The organism is Rhodoblastus sp., assembly GCF_041915505.1.
GTDB lineage: Bacteria > Pseudomonadota > Alphaproteobacteria > Rhizobiales > Beijerinckiaceae > Rhodoblastus.
The window spans coordinates 1-12,087 of the sequence record NZ_JAYSBG010000079.1; the positions used below are offsets into that span (position 1 = coordinate 1).

The 12,087-nt window shown below is 65.5% G+C and carries 15 protein-coding genes and 1 other RNA gene; 9 read left to right on the plus strand and 7 right to left on the minus strand.

From position 1 onward, the window contains the following. Positions 1-518, minus strand: a 518-nt coding sequence (locus ACE3S9_RS07235; protein ID WP_374545770.1) for a cytochrome c family protein, incomplete at its 3' end; no start/stop codon positions are given. A 144-nt stretch (positions 519-662) separates the two neighbouring features. Here ACE3S9_RS07235 and ACE3S9_RS07240 point away from each other — a divergent pair. Together ACE3S9_RS07240 and ACE3S9_RS07245 are read left to right on the plus strand one after the other, a co-directional pair. After that, positions 663-1,403: a 3-deoxy-manno-octulosonate cytidylyltransferase gene (locus ACE3S9_RS07240; RefSeq protein ID WP_374545771.1), complete on the plus strand. Its 741-nt coding sequence runs from the start codon at positions 663-665 to the stop codon at positions 1,401-1,403. Continuing rightward, positions 1,400-2,251 (plus strand): prephenate dehydratase, encoded by an 852-nt coding sequence (locus tag ACE3S9_RS07245; RefSeq protein ID WP_374545772.1) that lies wholly within the window; start codon positions 1,400-1,402, stop codon positions 2,249-2,251. Before ACE3S9_RS07240 ends, ACE3S9_RS07245 begins: the two co-directional genes overlap by 4 nt. A gap of 6 nt (positions 2,252-2,257) precedes the next feature. On the opposite strand, the gene ACE3S9_RS07250 is transcribed toward ACE3S9_RS07245, so the two are convergent. The 3 genes from ACE3S9_RS07250 to ACE3S9_RS07260 form a co-directional block, all read right to left on the minus strand. Beyond that, positions 2,258-3,286: an MBL fold metallo-hydrolase gene (locus tag ACE3S9_RS07250; RefSeq protein ID WP_374545773.1), complete on the minus strand. Its 1,029-nt coding sequence runs from the start codon at positions 3,284-3,286 to the stop codon at positions 2,258-2,260. Positions 3,287-3,316: 30 nt separating this feature from the next. Continuing rightward, positions 3,317-3,979, minus strand: a complete 663-nt coding sequence (locus ACE3S9_RS07255; protein ID WP_374545774.1) for a peroxiredoxin — start codon at positions 3,977-3,979, stop codon at positions 3,317-3,319. 92 nt (positions 3,980-4,071) lie between these two features. After that, complete coding sequence (locus ACE3S9_RS07260) at positions 4,072-4,413, minus strand: 4a-hydroxytetrahydrobiopterin dehydratase (protein ID WP_374545775.1); 342 nt, start codon at positions 4,411-4,413, stop codon at positions 4,072-4,074. A 327-nt stretch (positions 4,414-4,740) separates the two neighbouring features. Between ACE3S9_RS07260 and ACE3S9_RS07265 the strand changes: the two genes are divergently transcribed. Continuing rightward, a complete protein-coding gene (locus tag ACE3S9_RS07265) occupies positions 4,741-5,364 on the plus strand; it encodes a L,D-transpeptidase (protein ID WP_374545776.1) in 624 nt (207 codons plus the stop codon). 169 nt (positions 5,365-5,533) lie between these two features. Here ACE3S9_RS07265 and queC read toward each other — a convergent pair whose 3' ends face one another. Then, positions 5,534-6,229, minus strand: coding sequence for a 7-cyano-7-deazaguanine synthase QueC (gene queC / locus ACE3S9_RS07270; protein ID WP_374545777.1), 696 nt, complete (start codon positions 6,227-6,229; stop codon positions 5,534-5,536). Between the two features lie 93 nt (positions 6,230-6,322). Between queC and ACE3S9_RS07275 the strand changes: the two genes are divergently transcribed. The 4 genes from ACE3S9_RS07275 to ACE3S9_RS07290 are packed head-to-tail and all read left to right on the plus strand — an operon-like array spanning position 6,323 to position 8,908. After that, on the plus strand, positions 6,323-7,459 hold the full coding sequence (locus ACE3S9_RS07275; RefSeq protein ID WP_374545778.1) for an aminodeoxychorismate synthase component I: 1,137 nt from the start codon (positions 6,323-6,325) through the stop codon (positions 7,457-7,459). Next, on the plus strand, positions 7,411-8,058 hold the full coding sequence (locus ACE3S9_RS07280) for an aminotransferase class IV (protein WP_374545779.1): 648 nt from the start codon (positions 7,411-7,413) through the stop codon (positions 8,056-8,058). Before ACE3S9_RS07275 ends, ACE3S9_RS07280 begins: the two co-directional genes overlap by 49 nt. 55 nt (positions 8,059-8,113) lie before the next feature. Then, a complete protein-coding gene (locus tag ACE3S9_RS07285; protein ID WP_374545780.1) occupies positions 8,114-8,407 on the plus strand; it encodes a helix-turn-helix domain-containing protein in 294 nt (97 codons plus the stop codon). A 60-nt stretch (positions 8,408-8,467) separates the two neighbouring features. Beyond that, positions 8,468-8,908 carry a CBS domain-containing protein gene (locus tag ACE3S9_RS07290; RefSeq protein WP_374545781.1) on the plus strand — a complete coding sequence of 147 codons (441 nt, stop codon included), beginning with the start codon at positions 8,468-8,470 and terminating at the stop codon, positions 8,906-8,908. Positions 8,909-8,918: 10 nt separating this feature from the next. Here the strand turns inward: ACE3S9_RS07290 and nudC are convergent, their stop codons facing one another. Both nudC and ACE3S9_RS07300 read right to left on the minus strand, forming a co-directional pair. Beyond that, the gene (nudC, locus tag ACE3S9_RS07295; protein ID WP_374545782.1) at positions 8,919-9,890 is read right to left on the minus strand and encodes an NAD(+) diphosphatase; all 972 of its coding nucleotides are present in this window, start codon (positions 9,888-9,890) and stop codon (positions 8,919-8,921) included. Beyond that, positions 9,887-10,306, minus strand: a complete 420-nt coding sequence (locus tag ACE3S9_RS07300) for an HIT domain-containing protein (protein ID WP_374545783.1) — start codon at positions 10,304-10,306, stop codon at positions 9,887-9,889. Before ACE3S9_RS07300 ends, nudC begins: the two co-directional genes overlap by 4 nt. Before the next feature lie 120 nt (positions 10,307-10,426). Here ACE3S9_RS07300 and ffs point away from each other — a divergent pair. After that, positions 10,427-10,523, plus strand: an RNA gene (gene ffs / locus ACE3S9_RS07305) — signal recognition particle sRNA small type. A gap of 120 nt (positions 10,524-10,643) precedes the next feature. Beyond that, positions 10,644-12,087: DNA polymerase III subunit gamma/tau (locus ACE3S9_RS07310; RefSeq protein ID WP_374545784.1), on the plus strand; the 1,444-nt coding region annotated here is incomplete at its 3' end.

Consider the following 12,087-nt stretch of genomic DNA (forward strand, 5'->3'; position numbering starts at 1 on the left):
GGAACCGGGCTATCCGAAAGCGTGCGCAGGTAAGCGATGATGTCGGCGCGCTTGCCGGCGTCAGGCTCGCCGGCGAAGCCCATTTTCGTGCCGGCGACGAAGCTCTTCGGGCTGGTGAGGAAGGTGTTGATGTCCTCGAAGCTCCAATTGCCGCCCTTGCCCTTCATCGCGTCCGAATAGGAGAAGCCTTCGGCGCCGCCCTTCGGGCGACCGATCACGCCCCAAAGATCCGGGCCGACCTTGGCGGCGGCGCCCTTTTCGAAGCTGTGGCAGGTGGCGCAGACCTTGAAGAGCGCCTTGCCCTTGTCGGCGTCGGCCTTGGCGAGAAGCTCCGGCAGCGGAACGGCGGCGACGGGGGCGGCGGCCTTCTTTGCCGGCTCGGCGCCGCTGGGGAGATCGAAGCCCGGGGGATTGGCTATTGTGCCCACGACCAGCGCATTGCTGAAAAGGCCGAGGAAAAGGGCGAACAGGATTGCGCCGAACAGCGCGCCGTAAACACGATAGTCAAGAAGCAGCATGCCGCAATCTCCGCTTGGTCGGCCTCTGATAAACGCTTTGCCTCACGCTTGGCAACACGTATAAGCGGCGAAAATCCTCATAATTTAGCCTAGTCTCCGCCGCCGTCCCGCCAGCCGCCCGACAAGAACCCGACAAGAACCAAGATGTCCGAACACGCCCTGATCGTCATCCCCGCGCGCCGCGCCTCGACGCGGCTGCCGGACAAGCCCCTGGCCGATCTCTGCGGCGCGCCGATGATCGTTCAGGTTTTTCGCCGCGCGGTCGAGGCGGGAATTGGGCCGGTTCTTGTCGCGGCCGACGGGCCCGAGATCGCGCAGGCCGTGCGCGAGGCCGGCGGCGAGGCGGTGGTGACCGATCCCGACCTGCCGTCCGGCTCGGACCGCATTTTCGCCGCCTTGCAGACATTCGATCCCGGCCGGCGCTATGACGTGATCGTCAATCTGCAGGGCGATCTGCCGACGATTGACCCCGCCAGCGTGCGGGCGTCGCTCGCGCCTTTGGCCGATCCGACCGTCGATATCGCTACTCTGGCGGCGCGGATCACGCGCGACGAAGAGCGCGCGGACCCCAATGTGGTCAAGGCGGTGGGCGCGCCGCTTGGCCCGACGCGGCTGCGCGCGCTTTATTTCACCCGCGCCACCGCGCCCTGGGGCGAGGGCGACCTGTTCCACCACATCGGGCTCTATGCCTATCGCCGCGCCGCGCTGGAGCGTTTCGTGAGCCTGCCGCCTTCAGTGCTGGAAAAGCGTGAAAAGCTGGAGCAATTGCGTGCGCTGGAGGCGGGCATGCGGATCGACGTCGAAATCGTCGACACCGTGCCGCTCGGCGTCGATACGCCGCATGATCTGGAGCGCGCGCGCAAAATTTTGGAAAGCGGCCAATGAAAAAGACCATAGCCTATCAGGGCGAGCCGGGCGCCAATTCCCATATGGCCTGTTCCGATGTCTATCCCGGCTGGGACACTTTGCCTTGCGCCAGTTTCGAGGAGGCCTTCGCCGCCATCACCGAGGGCCGGGCCGAACTCGGCATGATCCCGATCGAGAATTCGCTGGCCGGCCGGGTCGCGGATATCCATCATTTCCTGCCGGGCGCCGGGCTTTACATCATCGGCGAATATTTCCTGCCGATCCATTTCCATCTGCTCGGCGTCAAGGGCGCCAAGATCGAGGAGTTGCGCAGCGTCTACAGCCATGTCCACGCGCTTGGCCAGTGCCGCAAGATCATCCGCAAATATGATCTGAAAGCCGTGGTCACCGGCGACACCGCCGGCTCGGCCCGCGAAGTGGCGGAGTGGGGCGATAGGACGCGCGCGTCGCTGGCGCCGCTGCTCGCCGCCGACATCTATGGCCTCGACGTGCTCGCCCGTTTCGTCGAGGACGAGGCGCATAACACCACGCGCTTCGTCGTGCTGTCGCGGCAGCCGCGTTCGGGACCGCGCATCGACGGCCCGATGATCACCACTTTCGTGTTCCGCGTGCGCAACGTGCCCTCGGCGCTCTACAAGGCTTTGGGCGGCTTCGCCACCAATGGCGTCAATATGACCAAGCTGGAAAGCTACATGGTCAACGGCGAATTCGCCGCGACCCAGTTCCTGGTCGACGTCGAGGGCCATCCCGACGATCCGAATCTGGCGCTGGCGCTGGAGGAATTGCAGTTTTTCTCGGAAGAAGTGCGGATTCTCGGCGCCTATCCGGCCCATGCCTTCCGTCAGCAGATCGGCGAGGCGAAATAGGCCGGATTACGCCTCCAGCTCGAAACCGGCCTCGCGCCAGGCCTTGACGCCGCCGTCCAGCGCCGCCACCCGCGAATAGCCCAATTCGCGCAAGGTCGCGGCGGCCAGCGTCGAGATCTTGCCGAATTCGCAGCAGGTCAGGATGCGAACCGTCGGGTCGGGCAATTCGCCGTTAACGCGCAATTCGAGCTGGCCGCGCGGCAAGTGCTTCGCGCCCGGAATATGGCCGGCGCGGAACGCCTCGCTTTCGCGCAGGTCGAGGATCACCAGGTCGCGGCTGTTGGCGCCGATCCGCTCGTGCAGAGCGGCGAGCGACATGAAGGGCACGCGGGCGCTGGCTTCGGCCAGAAGCTGGGCCACCGTCTTGCCGCCGTTCATATTGGTGCGCAGGGCCTCGGTCAGATGGGTCGGCGCGGCGAGATCGAGCTGTTCCATCATGGCGACGAAGGCTGCGCGCTCCGTCTTTTGCAGGCGCGGATTGTCGGCGATCTCGGCGCCGATGGTCGAGCTGGTCCGGTTTTTGTAGTCATGGGCCGGGAAGACCAGCGTTTCCGGCGGCAGTTTCAGCACTTTGTCGAACAGGCTCTCGTAAAGCGCATGCGGATCGCCGGTCGGCAGATCGGTGCGGCCGGTGCCGCCGATCAGCAAGGTGTCGCCCGTGAAAACCCGGTCGCCGGCGACGAGGCAGATCGAATCGCGGGTATGGCCGGGCGTATGCAAAACCTGCAGACGCAATTGGCCGACGATCAGCATGTCGCCATCGTCCACCCGCAGGCTGGCGTGGGGCGCCGGGCTCAGGCGATGCATCACCACCGGCGCGTTGAGCGCCTTGGCCAATTCGCGGCTGGCGGAAAAATGATCGGCATGGGTGTGGGTGTCCACGATATAGCGGATATGGACGCCATGCTGGCTGGCGGCGCCGAGATAATGATCGATCAGCGACAATTCGGGGTCGATCAGGGCCGCCGCGCGGGTGGGTTCGCAGCCGATCAGATAGGATTTGCAGCCCCCCGCCGCGAAGGATTCGAAAATCATGCGTTCGCCTCCCCAGCGAAGCCGGCGCTCTCAATCCTTCGGCTGCGCGACGACGCGAAGATAGGATTTGAGCGTCCGCCAGCCGGACGGATATTTCTGCTTCGCCTGTTCGTCGGAGACCGAAGTCGGGATGATGACATCCTCGCCCGGACGCCAGTTCACCGGCGTCGCGACCGTATGTTTCGCGGTGAGCTGGCAGGAATCGAGCAACCGCAGCACCTCGTCGAAATTGCGTCCCGTGCTCATCGGATAGGTGAGCATGGCCTTGATCTTCTTGTCCGGGCCAATCACGAAGACCGAACGCACGGTGGCGTTGTCGGCGGCGGTGCGGCCTTCGGAGGTCGTTCCGGCGCCCTCGGGCAGCATGTCATAGGCCGTGGCGACCTTTAGCTCCGGATCGCCGATCATCGGATAGGTCACGGCATGGCCCTGGGTCTCCTCGATATCCTTCGCCCAGCGGTCGTGGTTGCCCACCGGATCGACGCTGAGCCCGATGATCTTGGCGCCGCGCTTGTCGAATTCCGGCTTCAGCCCGGCCATATAGCCGAGTTCGGTGGTGCAGACCGGGGTGAAATCCTTCGGATGGGAGAACAGGATCGCCCAATGGTCGCCGATCCATTCATGGAACCGGATCTGGCCTTGCGTGGTGTCTGCGGTGAAATCCGGGGCTTCGGAATTGATGCGCAAGGACATGGATTTCGCTCCCTTCAGCGGCCGTCGCTCATTTTGGTTAACCGGCCTCGCTCCAGCTATAACCGTCTTCGTGCGAAATGGTTGCGTGGTGATCACGCCGCAGCGAAGAGCCGGTCGATCTTGGCGGCCATGATGAAGTCGTTCTCGTGCAGCCCCTTGATTTTCTTGGTCTGCAGGGAAATATCGGCATAGCCCCAGCGGAAGCTGATGTCGGGGTGATGGCCTTCGGTCTCGGCCAGTTCGCTGACCTGCCGCACGAAGGCATAGGCGTCGCGGAAATTGCCGAAGCGGAAATTACGTTCGATCAGGCTGGCGTCCGCCGAAAGCCGCCAATCCGGCGCGCGCTCAAGATAGGCCTCCGCCGCCTCGCGCGTCAGCGGCGGGACGCCGCCCCGGCACGGCGTGCAGGATTTATGGACAAGCTCCTCGGCCATTCGCGCGCTCCGGCGGACGGCATTCTATCACGATGCGCGGGGGTCGGCGGCCAAAAGGACGTGATCGGCGAGCGGTTCAAATCTGAGGTTTGGTTGCCGAACGCTTGTTTTTCCGGCAGGCGGCAGTCGACCCGAAGGCGACCGTCGAGCCCCGCCCACGGGAGGGCCGCGGCCTCGGTAGGCAAGATCAGAGTCCGCTCAGGGGCCGGCTGGAAGCAGGAACAATTTGCGCCGGTCAAGCGTTCCGCTAAGCGGATTCCGGCTCGTGTGCCGGGGAGCGAGCGTTGATATGTTCATTTCCGCGCGGGCGAGCCTATGTGCAAATCCTTGGATCAATTGAAGAGAATCGCGCTCTTATTGATCGCCATCGATGTAGCGGCGGTCCTCTTTCCGGTGACGGCTCACGCGGGCGCCGGCTTCTATGGAGCGAACGCCGCCGGAGCCAATGGAGGCGCGCTCCTCGTCCATATCGACAAAACCAGTCAACAAATGACGGTTTTCTTGAACGGGGCGGAAAGATATCGATGGCCGGTATCGACGGGCCGAGCAGGATATTCAACGCCGTCGGGAACCTATACCGCAACGTCCATGAACGAAATTTGGTATAGTAAAGAGTGGGACAACGCCCCCATGCCGCATGCCGTTTTCTTTATGAGAGACGGACATGCCATCCACGGCAGCTATGACGTGGCGAATCTTGGCAAACCCGCATCGCATGGCTGCGTGCGTCTCTCGCCTGAAAACGCCGCGATACTTTATGAGCTGGTGCAGGAGAATGGCCTGGAGAACACGAAGGTGGTGCTCACCGGCTCCAGCCCGGGCGGTAATTATAAGGTCGCCAGGGGTCGGACAAGCCCGCGCGGGGACTCTTCCGGGTCATCATCCGACGCCCCTTATTACGTCAGATCCCGGAGTTACGATCGATCGCCCTGGAGCTTTTTGGGTTGGTGAAGACCAAATTGTCGAGTCTGTAGTCTCGATGATCTCCGACCTGGCGCCGAATTTATGCCCGGCGCGAAGTTTTGCGGTCCCTGCCGCGTCGTAATGTCGGCTCGGCGCGAGCATCCGACACAGCCCGAAATCGCCAAGCGTGCGAAAGTTTGCACGCCGTTTTTTACGGCTACGCGCCGGCTGTCGCGCGCCATTTCGTGAAACCGTCGGCGCGCAGGCGGCAGGCGGGGCATTCGCCGCAGCCATAGCCCCATTCGTGGCGCGCGCCGCGCTCGCCGAGATAGCAGGTGTGGCTGTGCTCGATGATCGCCTCGACCAGGCCCGCGCCGCCCAGTTCCTGCGCCAGCGCCCAGGTCTGCGCCTTGTCCAGCCACATCAGCGGCGTTTCCAGCACGAAGCGGCTTTCCATGCCGATATTCAGCGCCACCTGCATGGCCTTGATCGCATCGTCGCGGCAATCGGGATAGCCGGAGAAATCGGTCTCGCACATGCCGCCGATGATGCGCGGCAGGCCGCGCCGATAGGCCAGCGCCGCCGCAAAGGCCAGAAAGATCAGGTTGCGGCCGGGCACAAAGGTGTTGGGCAGGCTTTTCGCGCTCATTTCGATGGCCTTGGCCCGTGTGAGCGCCGTGTCCGAGACGGCGCCCAGAGCCGACAGGTCGAGCAGATGATCGTCGCCCAGCCGGGCCGCCCAATCCGGCCGGATCGCGACGAAAGCCTCGCGCAGTTTGGCGCGCTGGTCGAGTTCGATGCGATGGCGCTGGCCGTAATCGAAGCCGAGCGTCTCCACGCGCTCGTAGCGCGCCAGCGCCCAGGCCAGACAGGTGGCGGAATCCTGCCCGCCGGAAAACAGAACCAGAGCCATGCGAACCCTCCTGCGCCTTGCCTACACCGGCCAACAGGGTTTTGCCAATCGCGCCGGTCTGTTTTATCTCGCGGGCCTGAACGGGAAATCATCGTGCCCATCGCCGCGCCTTTTTGCCTGATCGAAGACCGCGCCGCCGGCGAGGCTCTGCTGTTCGCCGCGCCGCGCAAAATCGTCGCGGCTTTTCGCGCGGAAGAGGTCGCGCCGGCCTTCGCCGCCTTGCAGCAGGCGTCGCGCGACGGTTTTTGGGCCGCCGGCTATGTCGCCTATGAATGCGGCTATGCGCTGGAGCCGCGCCTCGCGCCCTTGTTGCGGCCCGATGGCGAAAAGCCGCTGCTACTGTTCGGGCTGTTCGACGCGCCGGGCCCCGCGCCGGCGCTTGACGCGGGCGGCGCAGCCCGGGTCGAACAGCTTCGCGCGAACTGGTCCTTCGCCGATTACGAGCGGCGTTTCGCCGCCTGCCGCGACTATATCGCCGCCGGCGACGTCTATCAGATCAACCTGACCTTTCCGGTCGCGGGGCGCTGGCGGGGCGCGCCGCTTGATCTCTACCGGCGCCTACGGACGCGCCAGCCGGTCGATCTCGGCGGGATCGTGGCGCTCGGCGGGCCGACGATCCTGTCGCTGTCGCCCGAGAAATTTTTCGTCACGCGGGGCGACAGAATTTTCGCGCGGCCGATGAAGGGAACGGCGCGGCGCGGCGTGACCCCGGAGGAGGACCGCGCGCTCGCCGAGGCTTTGGCGCGGGACGAAAAGAACCGCGCCGAAAATCTGATGATCGTCGATCTGCTGCGCAACGATATCAGCCGCCTGTCAGAGATCGGCTCAGTCCATGTGACCGATCTTTTTTCGGTCGAGACCTTTCCGACCCTGCACCAGATGACCTCGGGCGTCGAGGCGCGGCTGCGGCCCGGCCTGTCCTTCGCGGAAATCTTCTCCGGCCTGTTCCCGTGCGGCTCGGTCACCGGCGCGCCGAAAATCCGGGCGATGGAGATCATCGCGGCATTGGAGGCGGCGCCGCGCGACATCTATTGCGGGGCGATCGGCGTGATCGCGCCCGGCGGCGACATGCGCTTCAATGTCGCGATCCGCACCCTGACCTTGCGTCCGGACGGGAGCCTGACCTGCCCGGTCGGTTCGGCGGTGGTGGCGGATTCGCGGGTTCGGGAGGAATATGAGGAATGTCTGCTCAAGGCGCGCTTCCTGACCGGCGAGACGATTTCGGGCTGATCGAGACCCTGCTCTGGACGCAGTCGGACGGCTTCCTGCGGCGCGAAGGCCACCGCGCGCGGATGGCGGCTTCGGCGGCGGCGCTGGGTTTTGCTTTCGCGCCCGGCGCTTTCGACGACGCCTTGGCGCGCGCCATCGCCGGGGCTGCGGCCGAAAGGATGCGGGTGCGGCTGGTCCTGCACCGCGACGGCGTCGTGGAGGCGACCGGCGCGCCCTTCGCGCCGGACCCGCCGGAAAAGATCTGGCGCGTCGCTTTGGCGCCCGTCCGGTTCGATTCGCGCGATCCGCTGCTGCGGCACAAGACCACGCGCCGTGCGCTTTACGAGGAGGCGCTCGCGGCCTCCGGCGCCGACGAGGTGCTCTTTCTCAATGAGCGCGACGATCTATGCGAGGGCGCGCGGACCAATCTTTTCGTCGCGCGCGACGGCGTCCTGCTGACCCCGCCCTTGGCCTGCGGTCTGCTCCCTGGCGTGTTGCGCGCCAGCCTGCTGGCCGAAGGCCGCGCGCGCGAAGAAATCCTGCGCCTCGCTGATCTCGAAACCGGCCTTTTCATCGGAAATTCCTTGCGCGGCCTGCTCCGGGCGCGGTTCACGTCATAGATTCGGCTCAAATCTGTCTATCATATTCAACCTTGAACGATGGGGAGGTTGGGCCTTGAGCGACAAACTCATCTCTCCCGAGCAATGCCGGATGGCGCGGGCCGGCGTGGGGCTGACGGCCGGGCGTCTGGCCGAACGCGCTCAAGTGTCGAAAGTGACCTTGTCCGACTTCGAAAAAGGCAAGAGGGCGCCGCATCCGCGCACCATCGCGGCGATCCGGGTCGCGCTCGAATCGGTCGGCGTCGAATTCATCGAGGACAATGGCGGCGGGGCGGGCGTGCGGCTGAAAAGAAAAGGGTCTGACGCGATCATCTCCCTGGAAGACCTGAACGCGGAAAACGACAATTAGCCGTCGGTCCTTTTTCGTCCGGCCCGTCCAGGCGCGATCTTGAGCGCAAGGGGGTGGGAAATGACCACGATCCGGCAATTGCTGAAGGAAAAGGGCGATGAGGTCGCGACGATCCGACCCGACGCCAGCGTGTTCGACGCGATCAAGACGATGGCAGACCAGGACATCGGCGCGCTGGTCGTGATGGAGGCGGGCCGGGTGGTCGGTCTCATCACCGAGCGCATTTATGCGCGCGAAGTGGTGCTGAAGGGCCGCACCTCGCCCAAGACGCTGGTGCGCGACGTGATGGCCGCCAATACGCCTTATGCGACGCCCGACCAGGGCGTCGAGGAATGTATGGCGGTGATGACGCAGACGCGGCTGCGCCACCTTCCGGTTTTCGAGCGCGGCGAGCTGGTCGGGCTGATCTCGATGGGCGATCTGGTGAAGTCGATCATCGGCCATCAGGAATTCACCATCGAACAATTGATGCATTACATCAAAGGCGACATCCGGACCTGACGGCTCCCGATCAATCGCCGCGCAGCCAGTGCTCCAGCAGGGTGCGGGCGATGGCCATCGGATTCGGCGCGAAAAACCCCTGGTCGTGACGGCCTTCGATCATGGCGCGGGCCTCCGCGCGGCTGAACCAGCGGCAATCCTCGAGTTCGACCGGGTCCATCACAATTTCGCGCGACAAGGCCTGGGCGCGACAGCCGATCATGATCGAAGCCGGAAAGGGCCAGGGCTGCGAGGCGATATAGCGCACCGCGCCGACCGGAACGCCGGCCTCCTCCATGATTTCGCGGCGCACGGCCTCCTCGAGCGTTTCGCCGCCCTCGACGAAGCCGGCGAGGCAGGAATACATCCGGTCCGGAAAGCGCGGTTGACGCCCGAGCAGGCAATCCTCGCCATGCTCGATCATCATGATCGCCACCGGATCGGTGCGCGGAAAATGCTGCGCGCCGCAGGCGTGGCAATCGCGCCGCCAGCCCGCATGGACCGCGCGGGTCGGCGCGCCGCAGCGGGCGCAATGCGGATGCGTCGCGTGATAATGCAGAATGGCCTTGGCCTGGCCGAGAATGGCGATGATTTCGCGCGGCAGGGCTTCCTTATTGGCCAGGATGCGCAATTCGCGGATGTAAAGCGTGGGCCAGCCGGGGATGATGAAGCGCCGCTGATCGACGAAATCGCTCGCCTCGGGCGGCGTCTCGGCGGTCGCGGCTTCGTCCGGCAGCAGCAAAGCGAAAACCGGGCCTTCGCTGTCCTGTCCGAGCAGCACTTCGGCGCGCGCGGGACCAAAATTCCGCGCCATGTCGAGCGGATGCAGCCCTTCAAGCCGGTCGCCCGCCTGTCGCAGCACCGGCATCGACTGGACGAAGACCACGGCGCGGGCGCTTGGCGCGGCGGTCAGTTCGGCGATCCGCTCCGCATCGTCGCGAATGTGCGACAACCGGTCGAGCGGATTGCCGGCGAAGCCGATCGTCAGGTCAAAGGCGCTCATGATTCGGCGTCCAGAACGAGCGTTGCGCGCAAGGCGACGAGCCGCGCCGCCGCCGCCGCCGGCGCATAGGGCTCAGCCTTGCCGACGCCCCAGACCGGGCCAGGCCAAGCGGCGTCGCCCTCGACACGGGCGATGACATGGACGTGGAGTTGCGCCACCATATTGCCCAAGGCGGCGGTATTGATCTTTTTCGCGCCGGTCAGGCGTTTCAGCCTTTCGCCCGCGAAGGCCGCCTCCTCGATCAGCACGGCGCGCTCGCTGGCGGTCAGATCGTGCAGTTCGGACAGGCCGTCGCGGCCGGGGACCAGGATCAGCCAGGGGAAACGGCCGTCGTTCATCAGCAGGACGCGGCACAGCGCCAGCGATCCGACCGCAAGGGTGTCGGCGGCGAGACGGGGATCGAGCGTGAAACTCATACGGGCTTCCTTTTGGCCTGGGTAGCGCCTCCGCCGCGTCGAGACAAGCGCCCCGCCGGCCAATGCCTGCTTGCTGCCTCCCCTCTTGCGAAACGCGCCGCGATGGTCCAAATAGGGCTCGGGAGGTTGGCGGTGGACGTTCCACTCGCCAACCGGGTCAGGTCCGGAAGGAAGCAGCCCTAACGAGAACGGGCGGGTCTTCGTCCAGCCTCCCACTCATGCGGCTTCGCCTCGCGACAGCCGCGTTGGTTTCCGTGGAGCGCGATGCGGTCCTGCGGAAGCCGCTCCAGACGTTTCGCGCGCCCGACGAGCGCTGGCGCCTTTCCTCGGCGGCTCGATGATCGACGATTCCGCGCCAGATCACGACGAAAGCGCGTCCGGCGGCCTGTTCCCGGAGGCGACCGCGCCGGGCAAGCCAGCCGCCACTGTCTATCGCGTGCTGGCGCGCAAATATCGCCCGACCCGCTTCGAGGACCTGATCGGCCAGGAGCCGATGGTCCGCACCCTGTCCAACGCCTTCGATCTCGGCCGCATCCATCAGGCCTACATGCTCACCGGCGTGCGCGGGGTCGGCAAGACCACCACCGCCCGCATCCTCGCCCGCGCCTTCAATTACGAGCTGCCTGCCCGCGACGGCCGCCCGGCGGTCGACAAGCCGACCATTCACATGGACGAACTCGGCGCCCATTGCCAGGCGATCCTGGAATCGCGCCATGTCGACGTGATCGAAATGGACGCCGCCTCGCACACGAGCATCGACGACATTCGCGAGATCGTGGACAGCGCGCGCTACAAGCCGGTGATGGCGCGGACCAAGGTCTATATCATCGACGAAGTGCATATGCTCTCCAAATCGGCCTTCAACGGCCTGTTGAAGACGCTGGAAGAGCCGCCGGAACACGTCAAATTCCTGTTCGCGACCACCGAAATCGAGAAAGTGCCGGTCACGGTGCGCTCGCGCTGCCTGCGCTTCGACCTGCGCCGGGTCGAGATCGAGGCGCTGGTGCGCCATCTCGCGATGATCTGCGACAAGGAGCGGGTCGAGATCGAGACTGATGCGCTCGCCCTGATCGCCCGCGCCTCGGAAGGCTCGGTGCGCGATTCGCTGTCCCTCCTCGATCAGGCCATCGCCCATGGGGCGGGCGCGCCGATCGGCGTCGATAATCTGCGGCTGATGCTCGGCCTCGCCGACCGCGGCCGGGTGATCGACCTGTTCGAATCGCTGATGAAGGGCGATATCGCGGCGGCTCTGGCCAATCTCAAGGACCAATATGACGCCGGCGCCGATCCGGGGCAGGTGCTGACCGATCTCGCCGCCTTCGTCCATTTCGTGACAAAGGCCAAGATCGCGCCTTCTGTCTCCGATCCTTCGGCGACTCAAGTCGAGCGTGAGCGCGGCGGCTTTTTTGCGCAAAATCTCTCCATGGCCGTGCTGTCGCGCGCCTGGCAGATCCTGCTCAAGGGCGTCGAGGAAGTGAAGGATTCCGCGCGCCCGCTGCCGGCCGCCGATATGGTTCTGGTGCGGCTGGCCTATGCTGCCGACCTGCCGACGCCCGAGGAGGCGCTGAAGGCCGTGGCCTCGGCGCCCTCCGGCGGCTCGTCGCCCACCCGCAGCGGGCCGTCGGCGCCGCCGTCGCCCGGTCCCGGCGCCGGTTTGCGCGCCGCGCCGCGTCTCGCCGCGACGCAGGCCGCGCCCGCTCCAGCTCCGACGCCCACGCCGAGCGCCGTTGCGACGGGCGCGCCGGTCCTCGCGGTCAAGGCTTTCGCCGAACTGGTCGCGC